Origin of the sequence: Myxosarcina sp. GI1 (genome assembly GCF_000756305.1) — a bacterium.
GTDB lineage: Bacteria > Cyanobacteriota > Cyanobacteriia > Cyanobacteriales > Xenococcaceae > Myxosarcina.
Genome location: NZ_JRFE01000058.1, coordinates 36,011 through 59,104, shown reverse-complemented (window position 1 = coordinate 59,104; position 23,094 = coordinate 36,011). Strand labels below are relative to the sequence as shown.

At 42.1% G+C, this 23,094-nt stretch carries 25 protein-coding genes; 1 reads left to right on the top strand and 24 read right to left on the bottom strand.

Going from position 1 to position 23,094, the window contains the following annotated elements; translation table 11 throughout:
• Genes KV40_RS29220 through KV40_RS29210 form a run of 3 tightly spaced genes read right to left on the bottom strand, consistent with a single transcriptional unit; the run spans nucleotide 1 to nucleotide 2,294 of the window.
• On the bottom strand, nucleotides 1-378 hold the full coding sequence (locus KV40_RS29220) for a hypothetical protein (protein ID WP_036488592.1): 378 nt from the start codon (nucleotides 376-378) through the stop codon (nucleotides 1-3).
• A gap of 49 nt (nucleotides 379-427) precedes the next feature.
• Nucleotides 428-1,822 (bottom strand): rhodanese-like domain-containing protein, encoded by a 1,395-nt coding sequence (locus KV40_RS29215; protein ID WP_036488721.1) that lies wholly within the window; start codon nucleotides 1,820-1,822, stop codon nucleotides 428-430.
• Nucleotides 1,823-1,844: 22 nt separating this feature from the next.
• Complete coding sequence (locus KV40_RS29210; RefSeq protein ID WP_036488719.1) at nucleotides 1,845-2,294, bottom strand: beta-lactamase hydrolase domain-containing protein; 450 nt, start codon at nucleotides 2,292-2,294, stop codon at nucleotides 1,845-1,847.
• 651 nt (nucleotides 2,295-2,945) lie between these two features.
• Between KV40_RS29210 and KV40_RS29205 the strand changes: the two genes are divergently transcribed.
• Nucleotides 2,946-4,253, top strand: coding sequence for a phosphatidylserine/phosphatidylglycerophosphate/cardiolipin synthase family protein (locus tag KV40_RS29205; protein WP_036488716.1), 1,308 nt, complete (start codon nucleotides 2,946-2,948; stop codon nucleotides 4,251-4,253).
• Nucleotides 4,254-4,330: 77 nt separating this feature from the next.
• Here KV40_RS29205 and KV40_RS29200 read toward each other — a convergent pair whose 3' ends face one another.
• The 21 genes from KV40_RS29200 to KV40_RS29105 all read right to left on the bottom strand — a co-directional run bounded on the left by KV40_RS29200 (nucleotide 4,331) and on the right by KV40_RS29105 (nucleotide 22,580).
• A complete protein-coding gene (locus KV40_RS29200; protein WP_052056066.1) occupies nucleotides 4,331-4,918 on the bottom strand; it encodes a general stress protein in 588 nt (195 codons plus the stop codon).
• A gap of 151 nt (nucleotides 4,919-5,069) precedes the next feature.
• Nucleotides 5,070-5,705: a hypothetical protein gene (locus KV40_RS29195; RefSeq protein ID WP_036488714.1), complete on the bottom strand. Its 636-nt coding sequence runs from the start codon at nucleotides 5,703-5,705 to the stop codon at nucleotides 5,070-5,072.
• 77 nt (nucleotides 5,706-5,782) lie between these two features.
• Nucleotides 5,783-6,307: a hypothetical protein gene (locus KV40_RS29190; RefSeq protein WP_036488710.1), complete on the bottom strand. Its 525-nt coding sequence runs from the start codon at nucleotides 6,305-6,307 to the stop codon at nucleotides 5,783-5,785.
• A gap of 6 nt (nucleotides 6,308-6,313) precedes the next feature.
• Nucleotides 6,314-7,561: an NAD(P)/FAD-dependent oxidoreductase gene (locus KV40_RS29185; protein WP_036488707.1), complete on the bottom strand. Its 1,248-nt coding sequence runs from the start codon at nucleotides 7,559-7,561 to the stop codon at nucleotides 6,314-6,316.
• Complete coding sequence (locus KV40_RS29180; protein ID WP_036488706.1) at nucleotides 7,551-8,189, bottom strand: class I SAM-dependent methyltransferase; 639 nt, start codon at nucleotides 8,187-8,189, stop codon at nucleotides 7,551-7,553. Before KV40_RS29180 ends, KV40_RS29185 begins: the two co-directional genes overlap by 11 nt.
• 34 nt (nucleotides 8,190-8,223) lie before the next feature.
• Entirely contained in the window at nucleotides 8,224-9,183 is a 960-nt protein-coding gene (locus KV40_RS29175) for a bacteriorhodopsin (protein WP_052056064.1), read from the bottom strand.
• Nucleotides 9,184-9,248: 65 nt separating this feature from the next.
• Complete coding sequence (locus tag KV40_RS29170) at nucleotides 9,249-9,632, bottom strand: hypothetical protein (RefSeq protein ID WP_036488703.1); 384 nt, start codon at nucleotides 9,630-9,632, stop codon at nucleotides 9,249-9,251.
• Between the two features lie 113 nt (nucleotides 9,633-9,745).
• The gene (locus KV40_RS29165) at nucleotides 9,746-11,098 is read right to left on the bottom strand and encodes a permease (RefSeq protein ID WP_036488952.1); all 1,353 of its coding nucleotides are present in this window, start codon (nucleotides 11,096-11,098) and stop codon (nucleotides 9,746-9,748) included.
• Nucleotides 11,099-11,423: 325 nt separating this feature from the next.
• Entirely contained in the window at nucleotides 11,424-11,921 is a 498-nt protein-coding gene (locus KV40_RS29160; RefSeq protein ID WP_036488701.1) for a DUF1269 domain-containing protein, read from the bottom strand.
• A gap of 54 nt (nucleotides 11,922-11,975) precedes the next feature.
• Entirely contained in the window at nucleotides 11,976-12,383 is a 408-nt protein-coding gene (locus KV40_RS32765; protein ID WP_052056062.1) for a VOC family protein, read from the bottom strand.
• A gap of 67 nt (nucleotides 12,384-12,450) precedes the next feature.
• Entirely contained in the window at nucleotides 12,451-13,521 is a 1,071-nt protein-coding gene (locus KV40_RS29150) for a potassium channel family protein (protein ID WP_036488698.1), read from the bottom strand.
• Nucleotides 13,522-13,539: 18 nt separating this feature from the next.
• Nucleotides 13,540-14,451 (bottom strand): hypothetical protein, encoded by a 912-nt coding sequence (locus KV40_RS29145; RefSeq protein ID WP_036488696.1) that lies wholly within the window; start codon nucleotides 14,449-14,451, stop codon nucleotides 13,540-13,542.
• 28 nt (nucleotides 14,452-14,479) lie between these two features.
• The gene (gene fldA / locus KV40_RS29140; RefSeq protein WP_036488693.1) at nucleotides 14,480-14,992 is read right to left on the bottom strand and encodes a flavodoxin FldA; all 513 of its coding nucleotides are present in this window, start codon (nucleotides 14,990-14,992) and stop codon (nucleotides 14,480-14,482) included.
• Nucleotides 14,993-15,066: 74 nt separating this feature from the next.
• Complete coding sequence (gorA, locus tag KV40_RS29135) at nucleotides 15,067-16,404, bottom strand: glutathione-disulfide reductase (RefSeq protein ID WP_036488692.1); 1,338 nt, start codon at nucleotides 16,402-16,404, stop codon at nucleotides 15,067-15,069.
• Between the two features lie 304 nt (nucleotides 16,405-16,708).
• Entirely contained in the window at nucleotides 16,709-17,254 is a 546-nt protein-coding gene (locus tag KV40_RS29130; protein ID WP_036488689.1) for a hypothetical protein, read from the bottom strand.
• A gap of 3 nt (nucleotides 17,255-17,257) precedes the next feature.
• Nucleotides 17,258-18,478: a hypothetical protein gene (locus KV40_RS29125; protein WP_052056060.1), complete on the bottom strand. Its 1,221-nt coding sequence runs from the start codon at nucleotides 18,476-18,478 to the stop codon at nucleotides 17,258-17,260.
• 71 nt (nucleotides 18,479-18,549) lie between these two features.
• Nucleotides 18,550-20,316, bottom strand: coding sequence for a DUF4396 domain-containing protein (locus KV40_RS29120; RefSeq protein WP_036488688.1), 1,767 nt, complete (start codon nucleotides 20,314-20,316; stop codon nucleotides 18,550-18,552).
• 105 nt (nucleotides 20,317-20,421) lie between these two features.
• On the bottom strand, nucleotides 20,422-21,138 hold the full coding sequence (locus KV40_RS29115; RefSeq protein WP_052056058.1) for a bacteriorhodopsin: 717 nt from the start codon (nucleotides 21,136-21,138) through the stop codon (nucleotides 20,422-20,424).
• Nucleotides 21,139-21,197: 59 nt separating this feature from the next.
• Nucleotides 21,198-21,422: a hypothetical protein gene (locus KV40_RS35415; RefSeq protein ID WP_156114239.1), complete on the bottom strand. Its 225-nt coding sequence runs from the start codon at nucleotides 21,420-21,422 to the stop codon at nucleotides 21,198-21,200.
• 386 nt (nucleotides 21,423-21,808) lie between these two features.
• Entirely contained in the window at nucleotides 21,809-22,060 is a 252-nt protein-coding gene (locus tag KV40_RS29110) for an HAD family hydrolase (protein ID WP_036488685.1), read from the bottom strand.
• Between the two features lie 181 nt (nucleotides 22,061-22,241).
• Nucleotides 22,242-22,580, bottom strand: coding sequence for a four-helix bundle copper-binding protein (locus tag KV40_RS29105; protein WP_036488682.1), 339 nt, complete (start codon nucleotides 22,578-22,580; stop codon nucleotides 22,242-22,244).
• Between the last annotated feature and the right edge of the window lie 514 nt (nucleotides 22,581-23,094).

Genomic DNA, 23,094 nt, shown 5'->3' with positions numbered 1-23,094 from the left:
CTACTGTTGAGGATGGTGTTCGGAATTTCCCGACATCTGAGAATTATTGCCATTCATCGAGTTCTCACCCATCATTTCTTCCATCTGTCCCATCATTTGCTTCATGTGTTCCTTCATTTGTCGATCGTGTTGTTGTAATTCCTCTGGAGACATCTGAGCTAGCTGCTGCTGCATTTGACCCATTCTCTGCTGCATCTGCCCTAGCATCTGCTGATGCTGTTGCCGTATTTGCTCTGGAGTCATTGAGTCTGTCATAGTGCCATTGGGCATCTCAGGCATATCGGTAGTGGTCTGTGCCACAGAGGAAGTCGCGCTCAACCCAATCGCGATGAGTCCCGCTAAAGCGAAAGCTCGTAAGGCTTTACTATTTGAATTCATTTTTCTGATTGAAATCATGCTGATTTTCATATTTTGTTGTTCTGTGTGTTTAAGCTGTCTGTTCGACGGGAAGTTCGGCACTCTTCCAGGCTTTCCAAGAGCCAGGAACATTGTTTACTCTCTCGAACCCATGTTTTTGTAAAATGCTGGCAGCTAAGGAGGCGCGATAGCCCGTACCGCAGTAAACGGCGATCGCTCGCTCTTTATCTAATTCATCTAGATGTTCTGCTAAATGAGGTACGTAGATATGTTTTGCTCTAGAAATTGCCCCATTTTCATATTCACCGTCGCTACGCACGTCTAGTATGGTTAAATCCGCATCATCTTTGTGCCGATCTAACTCTTGTACCGTCATCTCACCAACGCGCTGTAGTGGTAATCCTGCGTTGTACCAATCGAGCATTCCATTGTGTAAATAGCCCGCTAGGTTATCGTAACCGAGGTGAAATAGTTGTTCGGTAATTAAATTCAAATCTCGCTTGCTTTCGATTACCAACAAAATTTCTCTTTCTGGATCGATTGTCCAGCCCACCCAGGTAGGGAATGCAGGACGCAGGGCAATATTAATTGCGCCAGGGATATGTCCGCCACCAAAAGCGAGAATCGATCGCGTATCGATAACTATGACATTTTCTCCTGCCATTTTTTCTTGAAACCGATCTACCGATAATGGTTGAAGAGTAGGGATGCAGCCCATCACCTTTGCACCTTTAGCATTAACTTTCTTCAGACGCGGGTAGTGAGTGGGTGGTTCGGGTAAATCGCTTAAAATCCACTCGATAAATTCTGCTTCGCTACGCTGTTTGAAAGCATCGCTAAAGACTCGCTCGTTACCGATAGTGCTGCGATCGCGATCGCCAATTGATTTACCGCAGGATGAACCCGCACCGTGACAGGGATACAACTCTAAGCGATCGCCCAACGGTAAAATTTTATCGAACAGAGAATGATACAGCTTGGCAGCTAAATCTTTTTCCGTTCCCCCGCCGAGTAAATCAGGTCTACCGACATCTTTGTTAAATACAGTATCTCCAGTAAAAATACCAAAGGGTTCGTTTCCCTGTTGAGAATCGAACACTAGTAAAGAGATATGTTCGGGGGTATGTCCTGGGGTATGCAGAACTCGCAGAGTAACCTTGCCCAGATGTAGTTCGTCTCCCTCGTTTAGCTGCTCGCAGTCAAACTGATAGTCATCGCTTTTGCCAGTATAAATCGGTGCGCCAATACGAGCCTGTAGTTCGTGAGAACCCGAAACAAAATCCGCGTGGATATGACTTTCAATGATGTGGGTAATTCTCACACCAAGCGAGCGTGCCATTTGCAGATACACATCCACATCGCGACGGGGATCGATTACGGCTGCTACTCCTGCTTTGTCGTCACCTACTATATAGGACAACTGAGCGATACCTTCAACCTTTATTTGTTCTAAAATCAATACCATTGTTTCTGCTCCTGAAACTTACTTATGCTGGCTGATGTTGAGAGATATACTGTTTGAAAAACTCTTTCATTTGGGGAGACTTATCACAGTCAAAACCCATCGCTTTCCCTTTTTCCATTGCCTCGTCTGCTGACATTCCTTCTTTGGTGGCAAGATACATCAGAGAAAATGCTCCCGAACGTAGACCGCTCTTACAGTGAGTTAATAAAGGTTTTGGCAGACTATCTACTTGCTGAAGTACCCGATCTGCCAAGTCTTCGTTTATGTTGTCTGGTTTGACGGGGATATTAACGTAATTTAGTCCTGCTGCCTTTGCTCGTTCTCCTTCGTCATCTAAAAATCCTTCTTCTTCGGGCGAGCGCAAATTTAGGATTGACTTATATCCTTCCGTTGCTGCCTGCCGTAGCTGTTGTGCGGTTAACTGCTCTGTAGCTACAGCCAGGTTTTGGTTAATCTTTTTTACGTTTTCCATGATTGTGAAATGTCATTTACTCTGTAGCTTTTTTTGAAGTAGACAAAAAAAATCTTTTTTAAACGTCAAACTTTTATTTGACCTATAATTTGATATTCGTTTGGAATATCACGTAAATAAAACAACAATACTTACGTTGCCAAGCTAAATGCTTCATATCGCCAGCTATAAGCTTGGTATCGATGCTGCTTTTTGAAATATCAATTTTTTTGCTATTAACAAAGCTAAAGAATAATTATTGATATCACATCTTACTTTAGTAGTAGAAAAAATTTACAACCAAAGCACTACTTCAATTTCATAGCTATTTCATTTTTATGTGTAAATGATAATAAATAGCGACCCTAATATTTATTGCTCTAGAAAACTTTGAAGACATAATTTGTAACTTATGTGCGGTTGAAATTATAATTATCAGCCAATTTCTATATGACTATTAATTACCAGGCTCGTTGTCCTTGCTGTCATGAAAAAATGCTAAGACACATCAGCCGTAATGAATTCTATTGGTTTTGTACTAAATGTCGCCAAAGGATGCCTTCATTCAAAGAAAATACCGACAATCGAAGTACAAAATATCAGAAACATAACGATAGAGCTATTACAAAATAAATCATGATTTTTAATAAAAAAGGCAGCTAGATATAGTTTATGTGGAATGTAATTTTATCAATTCTATTTTGGTTATCTGTTGCTCTGCTGATAACGATACTAATTGCCTTTGTTGGTTTCTATCTTAGAGGAGCATTTCGCGATCGCATTGTTTATCGAGTAAAAAATGCACCAAAACCAGATGAACCACACTATGCCTTTGCTCTAGCTAGCATCACCAATTCATTTATTACTAAAGGCATAATTACCGACTTTTGGAATGAACCCGCTCGAATTCAAAAAGCAAGATTAGATGCCATAAGTCAAGCTAAACATACCATCAACTTTGAAACCTTCTTTATGACTCCTGGCAAAAGAGCTGATGATTTTGCAGCAGCGTTGGCAGAAAGAGCATCGGCAGGAGTAAAGATCTGCTTGGTTGTAGACGACTACGGCACAAAAGATATTTCCCAGCAATATTGGAAACGGTTGCGTAGCGCAGGCATTAAAGTCTCGTTCTTCAACTCTTTCAACTGGAAAGCTCCTTTAGACTACGCTGGACGTACTCACCGTAAACTACTACTAATCGATAGTAAATTTGCTTTAGTCGGTGGTGCTGGTATTTCCGATCTTTGGGATGGCGTAGAAAAAGGCGATGATACTCAACCCTGGTTAGATGTAGAAATACGTCTTGAAGGAGAAATTATTGGCATCTTAGAGGGTGTTTTCGCCCAGCACTGGACTTTTGACGATGGTACAGCAGACTTGTCTAGGGAAAAATTTACGATAGAGCGCGATCGAAAGGGCAATTTGAATCCAATATTAGTCGTACCAGGGGCTAATCCTGAAGTTCGCTTTTCACCAATTCGCTCTTTTAAATACAATCACATTATTTGTGCTAGAAAAAAAATTTGGCTGGCTAGCCCCTACTTTCTTCCCGATCGCAACTCTACAGAGCTATTAGTCGCAGCAAAACAGAATGGAGTGGATGTTCGTATTTTAACAACAAGTAAACGTAGCGATAAGAAACCCGTTTACTATGCTTCATACGAACACTATGGAGGTTTATTGAAAGGTGGAGTAAAAATTTATGAATATCAGCCGAGTATGACCCACGCCAAGCTACTTTTGATAGACGATCTTTGGGCAGTAACGGGTAGTGCGAACTTCGATCCTCGCAGCTTCGTTCACAATGAAGAACTAGATATATGTAGCACTCAATCCATTCTGGTAAAAGGGATTTACAATACATTTGAACGGGGCTTTGAACAGAGTAAACGCATTACCTATGAAGAATGGAAACAGCGTTCTTTGATTAAACATCGTATATTAGGCAACGCCGTAAACTTTTTTCGCTGCCAGCTTTAAATCCAAATCATACATAATGTTTAGCGGCTTGCAGCGATCTCGATTTAAGCCAGCACTTATTTTCGACTACTGAAATTCTATATGATGCTCCTACCCGTAGTAGGGTCAATAGTTCCCATCGTGCCATAGCCGTACACACCCCAGTCTTGAATGCGTCTGTTTTTAAGAATAGCTTCTGCACCGCTTATTTCTGCTTGCGTTCCTTCCATTAGAACCACATATTTACCTTGTGAAAGCATTTCATCATAATATTTAGCTCGATCTTCAGGAACACCCCAGCCGATTAATGCTCCAACTAAACCACCACCAGCAGCACCAATACCGCTACCAAGTAAGGTGTTTGCCAAAACTATTCCCAATTCAGCTACCGCACCGACACCTGGAAGAGCAATTACRCCCAAACCGCCAATCAAGCCCAACAACCCACCTGTAGCTGCCCCTGTAGCAGCTCCTGCTGCCGTACCTCCTTTCACTTGTTCGCTGGTAGTAACTTCTGTACCGCCGATACTATCTCCTCGTTCGGGATTTTTAGCGATTACAGAAACTTTATCCATGTTGAAACCTGCACCTTGCAGTTCGCGCAAAGCATACTCTGCATCTTCACGAGTGGAAAAAGTACCAACAGCGTGTCCGATATTATTATTAGAATTGTCATTAATATTCATCAAGTTTTCTCCTTTTTTTCTACATTTCTATTTTCTTATAGTCACTACCTTCTTGTCTCTAGCATTAGTTATATTTGCAATTAAAAAACAAAAAAAGTTTGATAAAATAAACAGCTTTTTATTACTTTGCTAGTTTACATTTCAATAGACATTAGTTTTCAAGGTTTTCTTGCTTTTGTTGCATATTGTTTTCAACAGATTGATGTTCAATTGCCGAATTGTAAATAAGACTAAAGCTTAAAATAATCCCAGTTGTAATTGCTGAAACTTTGATTAACTTTTTAGAAGGTCGATGATCGACTATTTTTTGCCAAACCTTTTGAAACCGATTGGATTTGCTGCCCGACTGTAAATTGGTTTTATTCTGTAGGTTTTCCTGCTGTTTTTCTAACAACTTATAAACACGTTCAGGAGTGAGACTATCAATTCTTTCTTCTTGTATAGCTTCTAAACGTTCTTTCAGCGCAAGCAGATTCTTCAGTCCATCGTCTAAAGTCGTAAGATAGATAAATATTCCTTCCAAATCATTCACTATAGAATCTAATTCAAACTCGTTCGTCTCCGAGATTAGTTGTGAATCAGAATCTGCTGAATTTCTAGACTCTTCGAGAGACATTTCCAGGTCTATAAGTTTAGCTTGGTTTTGTAGTAGTTCCAGCTCTGTAGGAAGAAATTTTAATTTGGCCTGAGTTTTATTGAGCTTTTTTATTAGAGGTAAACAAAGTTCAATAATCGGAATTAAATCGGCGATTTGTCGTTGTGTATTTTTGCGTTGATTTTGTTTCATGAGATTATTAGGTATCTTATATAGTTAATTTTCTAAGGGAATAATTTTATTTTGTTCGCGCCAATTTTAATAAACAATTAGTGTGAATGATCCGATTCTGTTGATTCGCTGTGACCACCCGATTCAGATTCGGTTTTAGCGGGAACGAGAAAAGGAATATCTCCCCTGACTTCGGTATGTCTGATAATTCCTCCTTGAAGTCCCGTCCACGACACTAAACCCGTAGCTGCGATCGCCACTAAAAAGATAATCGCCACAAAGGAATTTATCGCTTTTTTTGACCGCAAAAACAATAAGCCGACTAAGCTTAAAGCCCCCAAAATCTCGATCGCGATCAAAGACCAGTTGGCAACTTCGCGGTGTTCGTGAATTATTTCTCCCCTAACTCCAGGAAGTCCGCTTACTACTGCTGAAGCTTGCGTGCCAGAATAATATACGGCGATCGCAATTAAAGCAATGATTACAAAAGTCCAGTAACTAGCTCGTTTGAGTTCTTCACTGCGTTTGAACATAGCGTATAGCAGCAATAGCAAACCGAAAAATGCCCCGACAATGGGAAAATGATTGAGAAGTAAATGTATATGCGCCCAGTTTAAAGTCATCTTTATTTATATATTTATGTTTTCTAAAACCTCTTCAGACAGCCATTGAGTAGTCGCCTTAAAGTCGTGGACTGGAGTAGGCAGAGTGGTTGTATATCTACCCTGACGCAGTAGATGAGCGGTTTTGCCTTCAATTAATAGGCGATCGAATAAATCCGCAGCAGCATCGTTTAGCCCTAGCTTGAGCATCGTTCCCCGCATCGTGACATTAGCTACGTCAGGAGTCTTATTAATAGATAATGCTTGCAGGTTATTAGCAATAGCCGAGCCTTGTTGATAGGCAGCCTGAGCAGTAGCGGGTACAGATTTATCCCAGTTAACCGCGCAGTCACCACCAACGAAAATTTCAGGGCAATCGATTAACTGCATGGTAGAAAGGACTTTAAGCCTGCCTTTTTTATCTCGATACTCATCGGCAATGGGTAAAGCTTTGACTACGGGATTGACGGTAGTACCCGTCGTCCAAACGATAGTTCCCGCTTCTAAAGTTTCCCTCTGATTATCTCGTTCAAATTCTACCTGCTGATGACGAACGGCAGTAACGGAGGCGTTTAGTTCTAGTTGAACTTTAACAGGGAGTTTGAAGAATGCTGCTTTGGCTGCTTGACGCAGGCGATTGCTGGCATTATCTAAAATTTGCTCTCCGCGATTGATTAAAATCAGTCGTAGTTGCTCGAATGCACCCCCTTGTTTGACATACCACTGAGGTAAAACATCCGCTAAAGTGGCTGCTAGTTCTACTCCTGTCGCTCCTGCGCCGACAATAGCTACCGTTAGCAGTTTTTGTTTTTCTTGTGGGTTATCTGTTTCCAGAGATCGCTTCAAACAGTCTTGAAGGTGGTTTTTAAGGGCGATCGCATCTTTACGATTCCAAAAGGGAAAAGTGTGTTCTTTTGCTCCTTCGATGCCGAAGTAGCCCGTTTGCGAACCTAAAGCAATAACTAGATAGCGATAAGCAATACTGCCATTGTTGGCTGATTCAACCTGTTTCCCGTCAACGTCAATTTTTTCTACTGTATCTTTGGCAAATTTAACCTTCGAGCCTGATAAAAGTTCTTCATAACGAGGATTAACCTGACTATCGTTCATCTCTTCGGTGAGATAGTCATATAGTAGGGGTTTGAAGACAAAACGCTCGGCGCGATCGACTAGAATAACTGGATCGCGATAATCTTGCTGACTCAAATGCAGTGCGGTAAATAAACCCGTAAAGCCACCGCCAAGAATAACTGTAGGTTGGGAATCATTCATCATTTTTTGTGGGTAATGTTGCTTCAGCTACCATAAATTGCCAAACGATGCCATGACGAAATTTAGTAGCGCGATCGATCTTAAAACCTGCGGTAGTTAATAGATTATGAAATTCATTTTGGGTATAACTTTGCTGATGGGCGCGATCGACAACTTTGAGAATCAAATCCAAGATCCGAACACCCCAGTAATCTTTACACCAGTCGAGAATGATTACTCTACCGTTAGGTTTAAGAACTCGCTGGATTTCTTTTAGCGAACCCTGCGGATCTTCAAAATAGTGAAATGAATTAGCACAAATTACTACATCGAAACAGCTATTGCAAAGAGGTAATTCCGAAGCACTAGCAGCTTTCCAAGACACTTGAGAATATTCGGACAGTTTTTGCCGTGCCACCTTTAGCATCTCTTCGGAAAGGTCTACGCCTGTAATCCTTTGTTGAGGATTTTGCTGTAGTAACAATCTTTCTAACTCTCCCGTACCGCAAGCTATATCGAGAACGGTTTCATGAGGAGAAATCTGTACCCAAGCTTGTAAAAACGTAAGAGTTTTATTAAGATAACCCTGCCAACGGCGATCGTAGACCTTTGCTTTCTGGTTGTATTGTTCTCGAACTGGGGTTTCTTTCATTTCTGTTCTTGCCTATTCTCAGCTTCGGTCGGTCCTACTCTAGGTTTTGAGCGGGAGATTGAGTATACACTTCCGAACCAGTACCATTGCCTGGCTGTACTTTAAGAGCGGGTTCGTAGCCTTCCAGCGCGCTGCGAGTTTGAGCGATGTTACTCAAAAGAACTCCATAGATAACTTTGGAAAAAATGTCTGCCATGGTAAACAGAAATTGTCGGGTAACTCCAGCCCAACCGCCCCAGGCAGGATATAGTTGCCAACCCCAGGGAACGAGATAAGCAAGAGGATAGAGCGTCCAGGAAATCAGTAATATCCACCATACCCCCATAAACATCTTCTTCGGTTTGTCTGGGAGCTGTTTGCGAGGACGACCCATAAGTTGACCGACCAAAAAGACGATATAGACAAAAAACACGGTACTAATTGCCCCCCAAATCAAGAAAGTGGTAAGATTAGCAACTTCAAAAAATTGTCCGATGTATCCCGTGTAAATCATCAACAGCCCCGCGATGATGAACTGAATTCGCAGCCTTCTTTTGTGTCCTTTGCTCAAATCAAATAGAAACAGCATCTGAGTTAACAATAAAGGCACGTCAATCGACCAGTTGAGATAGCGATAGCCATTACTAAAGGCACTTTCGGTATAAGTTCCCAATTCTTCCACTGTCAGTCGCCAAACTTGCCCGTCAAATTCAAAGGCATCGAGCCAGCCATTAAGCTGTCGAAACAAAATTAAAAATGCCGACACCATAACTACAGCTGATAAGACTGAAGAAGGTTGATAGCGTGGTGCGGAGCGTTTAATTGTCAGTAGAAAATAGACGAACCCGCAAGCCATTGCACCAACGCCAAGAGTTAGTAAATGTGAAACAATCTGACGCTGAATTGGCGTATACACCAGCCAGTTTTCCATATTGATACCTGGTGGCGCATTTTCTGGTATCGTCTGAGCTAAAAATGTAAATTCCTGCAATGAAATAGATAAGTCAATTAGCATAATGTTGTGTGTTCTGAGTGAAGTGGTTGGGTTTTGATAATAAAGCTGAAGAAAACGAAGCTGTATCAAACATCTTCATCTTCTGAGTGACTCTTGGTTTCCAGTCCTGGCTCGTAATCCCAGCAGTCATGAGCTTCCTTTTTTAGTACCGTACTGGGATGAACGGCGCACTTGAGATAATGATTGTTATCAAAAAAACGACATTTGGTGCATTTACTTTGGGAAGATTTCTCGAAACCTTGGGGTACGTTGTTTGAAGCTTTTTGAAAACACAAACGCCAAAGCAAAAAAAAGATTGTCGCAAAGAAAATAGTACCGATGACAATTAAATCTAAAGTGTTATTTGCTTCTACCGTGTTTTGTTTTGTTGAAGAGAGTTCGCTAGAAGATACTTGGGCGTAATAATTTGTGTTTTGAGCTGAGTTATTAGAATATTCAGGTAAATTCATCGTTGTGATTTGAATTAGCTGGCATAGAGAAATTCATTAGTAATAGAAATAGATTCATGAATTAAATAAAGCGACTCATATAATTTTCAAACGAAGGTTGAAGACTACTTCTGTTATTGACCGCTACTGGTAACAAAAAAGGTGACAATAATCCCGCCAGCAAGCCAAATGTAAGAAAGAATCGCTATGTAGAAAAGCAATTTTTCTACTATTCCTTCATTGCCACCACCGTGGTCATGTCCGCCACCGCTATCGTGATGTTCGCCACCACCGTCGCCGTCATTACTATGCTGATGTTCGCGGTTATCTTTGTGATGCTGGTGTCCGCCCTTTTGATGCTGTAGTTTCTGTTTTTGACTGTTACCGCCAAAACGCAGCCAGGTTAGAACTCCCGTCGCAGCTAGGAAGACTATGTTGAGCCAAAAAGTATAATCAATGGCAAAGCGTTCGGTTTCGGCTGCACTTTGTGAATTTGCTCCCTGGGGTAGAAGTCCAAACAAAGAAAAACCGTAGTGCATGACGATCGCTGTAGATACTAAAGACGCTAGAAAGATCCCGACGATGTAAAGTGCTAGCTTCCAGCCATAGTATTTGGCGTTAATGCGAATCAGCGGAAACACTACCAAATCGCTAAAAATAAAGGCTATTACCCCTGCAAAGCTAACGCCATTGCTAAAGAGAATCGAGGCGATCGGAATATTGCCCATCGAACCAATAAAAGTGAAGAAAGCTAAAACTGGTCCAATCAGAGTATGCTCCAAAATGGCGAAAAAGCTTGGATTGTTTCCCTGTCCCGTACCGATAAATAAGGTTTGAAAGAATGAATTGGGAACAAAAGCAGAAATAATGCCAGCTACGGTAAAACCAAAGGTAACATCTTTCCAAACCATACCCCATTCCATGAAGTATTTTTTGGCTACCTGTCGCCATCCCTGGATGCTGGTTATTTTGTCTTTCCAGTCGGGAGCGTCATCATCTTGTTTGTCTTCTCCTTCGCGTTCGTTTAAGCGTCTTTTGGCTTTTCTAATCAATTCTTTAGGACGGGTATAGCTAACAAATAGCCAGGTAAACAAAATCAATAAAATTCCGCCGAGATATTCACCAACTACAAATTGCCAACCTAGAAAGATTGCAATTATAAAGCCTAGTTCGATTACTAGGTTAGTTGAAGCCAACAAGAAAGCTAGTGAAGGAACGAACCCCGCACCCTTCTTAAATAAAGATTTGGTAGTAGATAAAGCTGCGAAGCTACAGGAACTAGAAATAAAACCAAAAAAAGTACCGATCGCAATACTCTTTTTACCTGCTTCTCCCATAGTCTTTTGCATCCGTTCGCGGGTAACGAAAACTTGGATCGCGCTACTGATAATGTAGCCGATGATAAATGCCCATAATGCCTTCCAAAAAAAGCTTAAGGAAGTAAGCACTGCATCACTATAAAGTTGCCAAAAGCTAGCGTCATTCATAACAAAAATAGCATTATTAATAAGCAAGACTGTCGCATTTCTTATCGAAGATTTCATCCCGCGAAATATACTTCGACTAAATGCATTCAAAGCAAAAGGACTATGAAAACACCACTTTTTAGTAAAATTGTTCTACAGAATATTAGCTTCTTGCAGAAAAATATATGTTTTCCCTTGATGTTGTCGCTTTATACTAACTTCAAATTAAAGCTATTCGATGCTTTACCCATCTATCAAACGGAGTAGTCTAAAAATCTATCTAATAGCCTGTGAGCATTTCATCCTGATTTCATTTTCATGAGTTATGTCTGCGTTGGAAAATTCATCAAATTTCTGCTTTTACCTTGTCTATCGCTTCCTTGAGACTCGCTTCATCAGTCTTTGACAGCGAAGTATGTAGAATCTTGCCATTTAAAGGCTGTAGTTCTTCAATTACCTTATCCATTGTTGCCTGCCGAACCAAAATAAACAGTGCCGAACATCCCGGCTGGAGAGTTTGACCCAATTCTTTCATAAAGCTATCGTTGACACCGATATCTTGTAACGCTCCTCCTAACGCACCACTAGCAGCTCCTATTGCCAAACCCAACAAGGGTTCTAGAAACAGTAGACCGATTAACGCGCCCCATAAGCTTCCACTAATAGTACCCTCACTAACTAAATCGTTAGTTTGTTTAATTTTTACTTTACCTTTTTCATTTTTGACGACAATTGCTGCATCTTCTAAATCGATTAGATGCTCTTTCTCCATTTTCCGCAGAGCTAAAAGTGCCTCTTCTGCTTCAAACTTGTTTTGAAAACCTACAACTATTAAATCGCTCATTATTCCCTCCAAAATTATTGTTACTTTATTGTTGTTTGTCCTAAAAGTACGAACTCAACCAAGCCCAAAGTTACCTAAGATAATTTCTCTTATTTCGATTAAATTATTATCGGGATCGCGGAGATAGGTCGATTTATATCCCTGATTGGGAAAGGAAAAGATATCTCCTTGTAAATTAACCTTCTTTTCTTTTAAATATTCGTAGGCTCTATCTAAACTTTTTACCTTCAGGGTCAAAACAATGCTGTCACCGCCTTCAGCAAATGACATTAGCTTTGAGCCACCGCGATCGAAAGTTAGTTCATCTCTTTTTTGCAAGCTGATTTTGGTATTACCTGTTGCTAGTTCAATACTGTTTTCATTCTCAAATTCTGTTTCAAAACCTAAAACTGTAGAATAAAAGTTTCTGCATTCTTCGTAATTTTGTACGTTAATTCGAGTGTAGATATATTCAAATTCCATGATGTTCGATCTTAATAATTAATAGTTTTGTTTCTCAATCTTTAATAGGAGAAACAAAGATTTTGTTTTATAGCTCGGTAGGGACAATTTCGTGCCACTTGAATGACATATGTTTGGCAAACGCTGCTACTTCACCATTCCACTCTTGACGCAGAGAAACATAAAAATTTGCCCCTGCTTCTATATGTTCTGGGGTTTTGATTCCAGCCGAATTCAGCAATTCAACAACTTGGTAGTACCATTCGCGCCATTCCTTTTTCTGAGAATAGGTTGCTTCACAACTTCTGGTTAAGAAAGAATCGGCTAATTGCTTTAGCATATATAGTCCACCTGTCTGCAACTCCGTTACCGCAGCAGAATTAATCAAAGTCTGATTGTGCTGCGGATGCAACGCGCTTTGGAGCAATGCAGCCGTATCCATCGCGATAAATGTCATTCGCGCCAGAGAATATTTTGGTTCTCGAAAGCGAAAATAGTGCAGGATAGGATAAGAATGATGGGACTCTAATAACTGAAACAGATCGCGAGCAATATTGGTAATGTCTGTTTTAGCGTTATTCAATTCACTATTCAAACCCCAACCTTGAAGCAGTCGGGCAGCATTAGCTTTCCCTCCCATACGGTGATGCAAACTCAAAGCAAAAACGTTACGTTGAGTTAAAGCATTAAGTACGGAAAGTAGATAGGTCAAGGTGACGGTAAAGGTTGCAAAACCCATTCCTGCTTCAAGGATAGTTACCAACCGACAAACAGTGCTTTTAGGTACTAAATCTCCTACACCCAAGGTAGTAAAGTTAAATCCACTGTAGTAAACAGCTGTACCGAAGCTTGTTGGAGTTTTACCCTGACTGGCGACAATTTCATCTCCCAAAACGGGCCAGAAAATTAGGGCAAAACCGATGATAAATAAAGCAATCCAGAATATAGCTACAAAAACTAAAATTACCGAACCGCAGTAGGATAAAAGACCGTCACTTTTGCTCCAGCGCGATATCTGCCGAAATGCATTCCACGTTCCTTTGCTAACGGGCATACTCACAAGACTTTTGCCCGTGCGGGGATACAAAACGGTCATAAAGATATCTATCATCGCGATCGCTATCAGCACTACGCCTAATGTTCGAGTCAACCAAGCCATTGATTTATTTTTTCCTTGTTAAATATAAGTATTTGTTTCGTCAAATTTAGAAGCAAAACGCGCTGCCCTTCTAGCTATTGGAAGGGTAGACAATACCAGCAGTGCGTAGTACCAGCTAGCAAAACCCGCAGCGAGCGTAGCATCTAGTAAAAACACGCCGACCCAAAAAGCGTTAGAGGCGATCGCGATGATTTCAGGCTGAGGTTCGTAAAGCGATTTAAAATAAGGTGGCAGTATCTGTCGTGCCAGGATAATTATAAAGAGCAAAGCTTTGAAAATATCGTAGCCAGGCAGACTGTAAATCAAAAACAGGCTTTCAAATACCACTAAAATTAGTAGGATGACTGGTAGTTCGCTAAACAAACTCGATTTATCGGCTTTTTGCTCGTATAGAACGGCGATCGCGAGGTAAATAACTGGAATCAGTACCAGATACCAGCGTTGCTGTATGGCAGTAGGAATAATGCTAATTCCTAGCAAGATAGAGCTAGCATGATAAAAAGCCAAACCCAATAGCCCGTAAAAAGGATATTTTGTCGTCAGCCAACTATGAACGAAAGCAGTAATCGCGATCGAAGTTACCAGGAAAGCTGCTTCATAAGATATCCACATTGATGTCAAGGTAGTTTGACTCAGAAGTAAAATTGCGAACGCGATCGAATATTTGTACTTAGAGCGAATTACTTCTGTCAGCCACTGCTCTGTATCTTCCCCTTCAATTGATAGCAGGAAAGCTAAGATTGCTCCCAAGCCAGATACCAACCCAGCCACTACCAACAGAAAAACCAGAGGTGCTATTAGCTGTATTGGTTTCCCTTGCAACGCTCCTGAAATAGCGAAGCCAGTCAAAATATCTGCCCATCCTAAAATAATTAGTTGGGGATAAATAAATTGCTGAATCGTCTGCTGCCTCAACTGTTTAACATCCATCGGTTTATTAGTTCGCGTTGCCAGTTGTCTACAGCCCAAATTCCTGCTTTAACTGTGCAGTCCAAGATTTAATTCTGGCTTCGCTCAAATCTGATTGATTGTCTTCGTCTAGTGCCAAACCGACAAGCTTACCATCTCGAAGAGCTTTAGAATCCTCAAAATCATACCCCTCAGTAGACCAGTAGCCCACAGTTTCTCCCCCCTGACGGGAAATCTTATCTTCCAAAATTCCCATAGCATCCTGGAAGCTATCGGGATAACCAGCTTGGTCGCCCTCACCAAAATAGGCTACTTGTTTACCAGTAAAATCAATATCGTTTAGCTCGTCGTACATATCTTCCCAATCGCTTTGCAGTTCTCCTACATTCCAGGTAGGACAGCCGATAATAATTTTGTCAAATTCAACAAGGTCACTAGCTTCAGCTTGAGCGACATCAATCAGTTCGACCACCGATTCGCCTCCCAATTCTTGTTGAATCATTTCGGCTGCGGTTTGAGTATTACTAGTTTGCGTACCGAAAAACAAACCAATTTTTGACATATTTAACTCCTATTATTTTGTTTCAGTTAGCCTTGTGTTCGCAGCAATGAATAGAATCTTTCCAAACACCGACATCAGCTTATGGCAAAGAATTCTTCTCCTATAGAAGGATGAATGCCAATAGTACGGTCAAAGTCGCGTTTGGTAACGCCAGATCTTATCGCTAGAGCTATTATCTGAATGATTTCTGCTGCATAATCCCCCACCATATGCGCTCCTACAACCCGCTCCGATTCACCTTCTACGACTAACTTAAGCAGAGTTTTTTGCTTTGATTCAGCCATCAAATTGTAAAGTGGTTGAAACTTCTTGGAGTAGCAACGCACATTATCATATTTCTCCTCTGCTAGAGACTGGTTGAGACCCACCGTGGCAGCTTCGGGTTGGGAAGAGATTACATAGGGAATATTGTTGTAATCTACAGCGCGTGTTTTATTACCAAATTCTGTATCGGCAAAAGCTCTACCAGCAGCGATCGCTACAGGTGTCCAATGAGGCTTTGGGGTACAGTCTCCTATGGCAAAAATATGCTCCTGGGAGGTACGAGCATACTCGTCAGTAACGATAGCCCCGTTGTCTGTTTCGACATTAGCTCGGTCGAGATCTAAACCATCTAAGTTAGCAACTCGCTCGGTAATAAAAACGATGGTTTCTACCGACTCTAGTTGTCTAATCTGCGATAATTTCAGGCTTAAATGGTCAGATTGCTTCTTTATTTTTTCGACTTTACTATTGCGGTAAAATCTAACTCCTAACTGCTTCATTTGCTCTCGAATAGTCGTGCGAATCTCTTCATCGACATCTGGTAATATGTCTGCTTCGGGTACGATTAAAGTAACCTTAGAAATCAGACCATTAATAATTCCCGCCAACTTAACCGCAATATGATTGCTGCCGACAATTGCCAGATGTTTTGGCTGTCTTTCGAGGGTTAGAAGTTCTTTGCTAGAAATCGCAGATTCAATTCCTGGTATTTCAGGTTTGACCGACTTTCCACCCACTGCAATCAAAATTTTCCTGGCAGTGTAGTGCTTTCCTTCAACGAAGACAGTATTGGCATCCCAGAATTTAGCGCGACCGTGTATTAGCTCTACCCCCGCTTCGCGCAGGTGGTTGGTGTGTACCTCGACCAGATGGTCGATGTCGTTGTTTCTGGCTTTCATAAATTGATGCCAGTTAAAATCTTCTTTGACTTGTCCCCAACCGTATTCATCGGCATTGCGAAAAACCTCTGAGAAGCTAGCTGCATAAGTCATCAGCTTTTCGGGGATGCAACCGTGAACCACGCAAGTACCACCAACTCTATCTTGTTCGGCGATCGCTACTTTCGCGCCATAGTTAGCAGCGCGTTCGGCAGCAGCAATACCTCCAGGACCCGCGCCAATGACCAAAAGGTCGTAGTCAAAATTCATAACTCCTATAAAATCTAATGGTTAGGTTAAAGAGAAGAACTAGGACGGCTAGCAGTTGCACTCCAAAGTCCTAACAGTAAGTTAAAACCGCTAGCCGATTTAATCTGCGATCGCGAATCGTTCCTCATGATATTTTCCTTAAAATTAAATTACTCGTGAAGCAATCTCATGTTTCCACCATTATTTAAAAGGCAACCTGTAGCTCGATCTTGAATCGCGATGGCACAGATTTTACTTCAACTATTTTCATTGTTTATCTCAAAAATGAAATCAGAATGAACTGAGAAGGAGACCACGACTTTTTTTATCCTTGGTCGTACATAATTTCTTCGGGATTTTCTACATCAATAACCGATAGAGCTTTGCGAGCCAGCATCCGCTCCACCTCAATTATTCTGTATGGAGGTAGAGTAACTCTAAGTTCGTATTTGGATGCAGAGGAAGAAGACTGAAACAGACGAATTAAAGCCCCAATCAGCCAGCCGATACAGGCAAAGATACCCGCCCATAAGAAAATAACTACCACTAACCCGCCAGAAAGGGTGGGAGCAATAATTCCAGGGATGGGGATGCGTCCTGAAAAAGTAAACGCACCCCAAAATGCACCGAGAACACTACCGATAATTAATCCCCACCAAGCCAGGTTGCCGATTTCTACCACTGAAACTCCAGCTCCAGCTTCGGCGATCGCTTTTTTAGCTCGTTTACCAGACACTTTCTCGACTCGAACCGAAGTTGTATCGTCAGATAACCGTTTGGCAATTCTTTCTGCCTGGGATTGGCGGTCAAAGTAAGCCACAATTGCCCGCTCGGACTGTTGCGGAATAGTAGATCGATAAATAGTAGACATATTTTATGCTCCTTCGTTTGGTGCTGCAACTGCTTTGGGCTGCATGAGATTATCAATTTCTGCCTGGAGGCGAGTGCTGATGGCTTCGCTGTTACCCACAATGCTGCCATGATTGAATAACTGGTCGCGAGGGGCAGTGGGACGGGGTCGCACCGTATAGTCGAGATAGCCCCGAACTGATTCGGGAATACTATCTTGCTGCACCAGTAGCATCGGTCCGTGCTTGCCTCGGTGAGAAAGAATTGAACCAGCAACGGTTTCTGCCCAGTTATCGGGGTTGGCAATAGTAAAGTTGTGTCCTGGTTCGGCTATACCCCAGCCCACCATACGGGGAATGCGCCAGATCCAGTAGCCGAAGTTGTTACCCAGATCGGCATAACCTGCAAAATAGGCAGATAGTTGATAGGGATCTTCGGCTGAAAGTCGCTGTACGTGACCGAACTGCGACAGATCCTGCATTACCTGTTCCGATACCGCCGATTCAGGACCCATGATGTACATATATGCCGGTCCATAACGACGCTGAAGCATTTTCTTCGTCTGTTCGGGAATGCTGTCTCGCTCTACAAAAGCAATATTACTCATGGCGTGTGCCAAAAAAGCCGTCGCGGGGAGAGCAAAGGCGGGTTCTTCTAAAGAGGCGATAAACACTACGTCGGGATGGTTGCCCATCATGGTTGCCCTGTAGTCGTCGATCGCCACAGCCAAATCTACTGGGTCGTTGCTTTCTGGGCTGATGCGTCGGGTCTTAAGTCCCATTGCCTCTACCTCACTAACTACTGTATCGGAAATTTGCCCGACTACAAGTACCTGCACGTTAGAGTCGTAAGAAACACCCTCTGGTTTTAGAACTTCTATCATCGCTTTGGAGACGGGGTGTAACTCGTTATTGTCTGTGTAGAGGATTGGTGCATCGATCGGCATATGAATTAACTGCTCGACCGTCATCAATCCCGCTTCTAGAGTGGGATTGGCTAAAATCACCGCATTAGGACGGCTGATATCGCTAGTAGAGGGAAAGGTAATCTGAGCCAAGGTTGCAGCAGTTTCATATACATCCTGCCCTGCATATCTGGCAGTGAAGCCCGTAGTTTGAGTATTTTCAGCAAAAATACTCAAAGTTGCTTCTGGCTGTTGCGCCCGAACTCGATCGCTCAGACCCAACCCTAATGCCATTATTATCGCCAGTATTAGCCAACTGGCAAACCAAATATATCGTTTCATAGTTATTAGTTACTAGTTATTAGTAGTTAGTTGTTAGTTAATACTTCTGCCTTCTGCCCTCTGCCTTCCAATCACATATCCCCTGGTTGAATATCGTGCTTGACCAGCAAGGCATCAAAAGGTAGTGCTACCAGCCAACCGACGGCGATCGATAGTACTGTAGTTCCCCACCAGAGGAGTTCGTCATCGTCGGGCATCGAACCCAAGTTGACCATTTGAATCCACCACATGAAGCCCATCATGCCTACAGCCATTGCGGTCATCGATACAAAGGCGGGCAAAAAGGCTCGCTTGACTGCCTGACCGTAGGAGCGATCGCTGCCCATCATAAACATCCCAGCGTGCATCACCAGCCAGTGGAGTAACAATGCGCCGAAATAGGAAATATAAATACCCCACATCATCGAGTTACCCAGCCAGAACCAGGGACCTTGAAACACCACTAACGGCAGCCCCAAAAACGTCACAATCCAGGAAATCACTAGCATCAAAGGACCGTCAAAACCTCGGTTCATTGCCGAAGCTGCCATGACCGCATTAAAGCTCGGTCGCTGCCAAGATGCCATCATGCCGTCTTTTTTCCAAGGTGCTTGGTCGTAGCTCATCGAGTAAATCCAAACGCCAATTGGTCCAAACACCAAACCCAGCAAACCCCAGGTAACTAACATCATGGTGCTAATTTGGGGCAATCTTCGCCAGCTATAGAGAACTAGCCAGATCGCGCTGACAATCCCCGCTACAATCCAAACAACTAGAAGCATTTCCAAACCTGAGAGTCCATAGTCTCCCTGAGAGCGATATTCGCTGATTTCCTGGCTGGTATTGGTGCGTCCCTGTACCGCAGAGTCAATGATGTCGTAATCTCCCAAAATCCAGGCATGGTTAAAAGGACCTTCTACGGGATTAGTGTAGTATTCGGTTTTTGCTTTCCACAGATATTGATTTACTAAGGTGGGTATGCGATCGCGATCCGTCCACAGCAAAGGTCCAAACTTACCGAAGCGTCCTAAAGATACCCCTGCAATCGCCATTTCGGGTAATTCTTGATTTGCCAGCACGAAGTTATAGTGAGCGTTGACGCGCCAGCCGAAATTGTTGAGGTCAAAACCCCAGCCAAAATCGTTATCTTCGTCATAAAACTCTGCCATTTCTAATGCAGCAGTAATTTTGTTGTTAGCAGATAAATTTTTGTAAGTGCCAAATTCATCCAATCCCAGAGCAGCACCATCTACCCCTAAAGTATAAATCCGAGCCTCACCGTTACGTCTCGATAAAGCTTCGCGGGTAGCTTCGGGTAACTCATCGTTGGCAAACAATACCGTATCGCCAGACTGGGCTGCCCAATAAGCCGCGGGAATGGCAAATCCTGGATCTTCTGATACTAGTAAGATATTGGTAGTGGGCGAACCTGCGATGATTGCAGTAGCAGTGTCTATCTGAGCTGCTAAACTAGCAGGATCGGATTCAGAAAATTCTCCAGGAACATCCTGTGTGAAAGATTCTACTCTAACTGTAGAGATACTTTCATCCACAATCAAAGGTCCATTTACCCAGCGTATCAGCGGTGCTGCTGCTACTCCCGCCTGCCACTTGTCAGCGGGTACGCGGATCGTACCACCAGGAGCGTTGTTCCCAGCTTCGGGGAACAGGGCGTTGGCAATTTCATCGCTTAGATCGGCTGGATTTGACGCTAAAAACCGACTGGTATTAGTAGTGTTGGGCGTAATCATTGCGGGAATTGGTTCTGGTGGTTTCCAGGTAAGCCAAAGAATGTACCCTGGAACGAACAGAATAAAAAAGGCGATTATCAACGCAACTATGACAGTAATTTTACGCATATTTATATTAGTTCCTAAAATCTTGACAGGTTTATAAATTCAATTAACTACACTGTTAACTGTTTCTCGTCTTTTCGTGGTGAGAAATTTTTAAACGGATCGAAGCTACGCTCGCTGGGTGTATCCCTCCGTAGACGAAGAATAAGTCATTCCGTTGGATTCTAATTTAGTGAAAGAATTAAGCGACAAAAAGCCAAACCCTACCTTGGCAGCAATATCAAGCAAAGTATAAAACATGGCTTCCCAGCGATCGCCAATCAAAGCAAAACCCGTATCCCCTAGTATCCAAACCAAAGGATAACAGCTCCACAAAACCACATGAACCGTCAACAATTTTTTGAAAACTTTGCGTCCTACTGGCTTTGGAGAGTTATCGATCGCCTGTTGGCGATAGGGTTTGAGCAGTAAATAGAGAATTCCCGCAAAAGCCCCGCAGCTAACGAAATACCAAACAAAATTAAGGGGAACGGGGGAGATGGTTGCGATAAAGCCCGTGACTAACATATAGCCATTGGCACCGATCAAACCCAAAATTGTAGATAGTCTGGTACGCCCGAGATAGGTTAGCACCAATAGCAACAATGGGGTGGTCAAAAACCAAGTGAAATAGCGTATCCAATAAACCTGTCGTTCTCCAAAGTTCGCATATCCCTGAGAAAAAGCCATTGCCAAGTATAGTCCTGCTGCGATCGCAGTAATAAAAAAGTTGAGGGTAAATAAAATTCTCAGGGGTTCACTTTTACCCGTTGCTGCACCAAATCCAAAAATGAAGGCAGCAATCGTCATGGTGATTACTCCAGTCCATAACCAAAATTGAGTCATTGTTTTGTCCTTAATAAATCTGTCTGAATTTTTTGATGTCGCAATAACGTCTGAATGAATTAACGATGCCAAAATCTACGGCTGTCATGTCGCCAATAATCGGGACAGTCTCGTGCTTCGATCTTGCCTACCCGAACTGGATGCACCGCACATTTGAGATGAGAATTATGGCTGAAAAAACGGCATTTCTTACAGCTAGGTGAAGCAAACCTATTCAGGATATTAGGGCGATCGCTTTTTGTAGCCAACTTACTTTTCTTGACTAAGAACCAAATTCCTATCATTGCAACTATGGCGACCGATATTGCTGTAACTTCACTATATTCAGCCGTCTCTCGCCTCTCTACTCTTTGAGATGCGGGGCTGATTATCTCGGTAAATTTTGGTGCATTCCTCTATAAATATTCCTGTTTATCCATATCGTGTAGTTTCCAGTTCGGCTTTCGATCTGCGGCGTTGCACAATTAGAAGATGATTTTAATCGCTATTGACTAACTTTACTTTTATATAAGGCTTAGAGCTCAAAGCTTAAAACTTAAAGCTACGAACTATAGCATTAAGTACGTCATCTCTCAAATTAGCGACGCCCGCTCTGCATACTTTTTCTTTCTCTACTGCAACTATGCAAGTTTGGCATTTCCCATATTGGCCTATAGCAGCACTGTTGATACTACCGCCAACAAAAGCTGTAGGTTTTTTGTTTTACCTGTTTGATAATGTTGACTTTATCTTCGGGTAAGACACGAGCATGGTATTTATCAATCCACAGCTCGTTGGCAATAGTATGGGCAAAGGCTCCTACATCTCCTATAATCATTACGGATCGGATGTTTTCGCTCTGTAGCTTGCTAAGAGCTTCTTTAGTTTTTTCTCTGACTTTATCCCACAGGAAAATTACCGCTACAGCTTGTAACTTATCCAATAGTACTTCTGCACTTGAGAAATTTCACACTGCTGTCACGAGAAAAACTGTATTACAAATAGTCAGATAAAAGTAGATAGCTAAATGAAACTACGCTTTAACCGCAAGTGTTTTCAACTATCGTTTTCAACTATCATTTTCCAGACTTATTCAGATCGATTTGAATAAAACTTAGCTTTGTTCAACCAGCAGCTACGTTAACTATTTTTTGAAATGCATCCACCGCTTCGCGACAGGCTTTGGCGCATTTGGCACAATGTTCGTTGTTGTGACTTTCACACTCTTCGGCACAAGCCTTACAGATTTCAGCACAAGCTTTAGTTATTTGAGGAACAAAATTAGAACCGCGTACCATATAGGTAGCAATAGTACGACATATCTCAGCGCAATCGAGGCAAAAACGAACGCATTGCTTCATTTTCTCACTGCCCATACAAGCCTGAGCACAATGTTCGCATTCGACAGCACATTTCATTGCTGTATCAAAACTAGATTGATATTGTTCGTGTACCAAAAGCATAAGTATTTTTTCCAATAATTTAGTTCGACATTTAAAACTTATTCTTTTGTGGATTAAAAGATATCTATCTTCAGGTATAAAAAATATTTTTCTACTTAGAAAGGAATTTCACGACTATTTCATAAACGTGTGATATGTATCTTTATTTAAGACAAAACAGTAAAGTTTCTTATGAAAACCATTTCATTGTGATTTCATATTTATAATCAATAATAGAAGATCGCTCGATAAAATATTATTGAGATAAGCTTTAGGAATATTGCAAAAATAATCTATATTCTTGTTCTTCTGTTTAATCTCAGCTGTACAGAAAATGTAAACGCAGATATAAGAGGACATCTGAAAAGTGATTTCTTCAGAGCATAAATTTTATTCTTGCCCCCCCGATCCCCTAAAATTAGGGGGAGAAAGTTTAAAAAGTCCCCCAGAATGGGGAGACACGGGAGGCGGGGTCTGCCCGCTATTCCATATGCGAAGCGGTCCACCTCCTGCAGGATCGAGATATCCGTGATAG

Coding starts and splice junctions, on each gene's coding strand:
- KV40_RS29220 (WP_036488592.1), bottom strand. CDS start 378: ATGAATTCAAATAGTAAAGCCTTACGAGCTTTCGCTTTAGCGGGACTC.
- KV40_RS29215 (WP_036488721.1), bottom strand. CDS start 1,822: ATGGTATTGATTTTAGAACAAATAAAGGTTGAAGGTATCGCTCAGTTG.
- KV40_RS29210 (WP_036488719.1), bottom strand. CDS start 2,294: ATGGAAAACGTAAAAAAGATTAACCAAAACCTGGCTGTAGCTACAGAG.
- KV40_RS29205 (WP_036488716.1), top strand. CDS start 2,946: ATGTGGAATGTAATTTTATCAATTCTATTTTGGTTATCTGTTGCTCTG.
- KV40_RS29195 (WP_036488714.1), bottom strand. CDS start 5,705: ATGAAACAAAATCAACGCAAAAATACACAACGACAAATCGCCGATTTA.
- KV40_RS29190 (WP_036488710.1), bottom strand. CDS start 6,307: ATGACTTTAAACTGGGCGCATATACATTTACTTCTCAATCATTTTCCC.
- KV40_RS29185 (WP_036488707.1), bottom strand. CDS start 7,561: ATGATGAATGATTCCCAACCTACAGTTATTCTTGGCGGTGGCTTTACG.
- KV40_RS29180 (WP_036488706.1), bottom strand. CDS start 8,189: ATGAAAGAAACCCCAGTTCGAGAACAATACAACCAGAAAGCAAAGGTC.
- KV40_RS29175 (WP_052056064.1), bottom strand. CDS start 9,183: ATGCTAATTGACTTATCTATTTCATTGCAGGAATTTACATTTTTAGCT.
- KV40_RS29170 (WP_036488703.1), bottom strand. CDS start 9,632: ATGAATTTACCTGAATATTCTAATAACTCAGCTCAAAACACAAATTAT.
- KV40_RS29165 (WP_036488952.1), bottom strand. CDS start 11,098: ATGAATGACGCTAGCTTTTGGCAACTTTATAGTGATGCAGTGCTTACT.
- KV40_RS29160 (WP_036488701.1), bottom strand. CDS start 11,921: ATGAGCGATTTAATAGTTGTAGGTTTTCAAAACAAGTTTGAAGCAGAA.
- KV40_RS32765 (WP_052056062.1), bottom strand. CDS start 12,383: ATGGAATTTGAATATATCTACACTCGAATTAACGTACAAAATTACGAA.
- KV40_RS29150 (WP_036488698.1), bottom strand. CDS start 13,521: ATGGCTTGGTTGACTCGAACATTAGGCGTAGTGCTGATAGCGATCGCG.
- KV40_RS29145 (WP_036488696.1), bottom strand. CDS start 14,451: ATGGATGTTAAACAGTTGAGGCAGCAGACGATTCAGCAATTTATTTAT.
- fldA (WP_036488693.1), bottom strand. CDS start 14,992: ATGTCAAAAATTGGTTTGTTTTTCGGTACGCAAACTAGTAATACTCAA.
- gorA (WP_036488692.1), bottom strand. CDS start 16,404: ATGAATTTTGACTACGACCTTTTGGTCATTGGCGCGGGTCCTGGAGGT.
- KV40_RS29130 (WP_036488689.1), bottom strand. CDS start 17,254: ATGTCTACTATTTATCGATCTACTATTCCGCAACAGTCCGAGCGGGCA.
- KV40_RS29125 (WP_052056060.1), bottom strand. CDS start 18,478: ATGAAACGATATATTTGGTTTGCCAGTTGGCTAATACTGGCGATAATA.
- KV40_RS29120 (WP_036488688.1), bottom strand. CDS start 20,316: ATGCGTAAAATTACTGTCATAGTTGCGTTGATAATCGCCTTTTTTATT.
- KV40_RS29115 (WP_052056058.1), bottom strand. CDS start 21,138: ATGACTCAATTTTGGTTATGGACTGGAGTAATCACCATGACGATTGCT.
- KV40_RS35415 (WP_156114239.1), bottom strand. CDS start 21,422: ATGATAGGAATTTGGTTCTTAGTCAAGAAAAGTAAGTTGGCTACAAAA.
- KV40_RS29105 (WP_036488682.1), bottom strand. CDS start 22,580: ATGCTTTTGGTACACGAACAATATCAATCTAGTTTTGATACAGCAATG.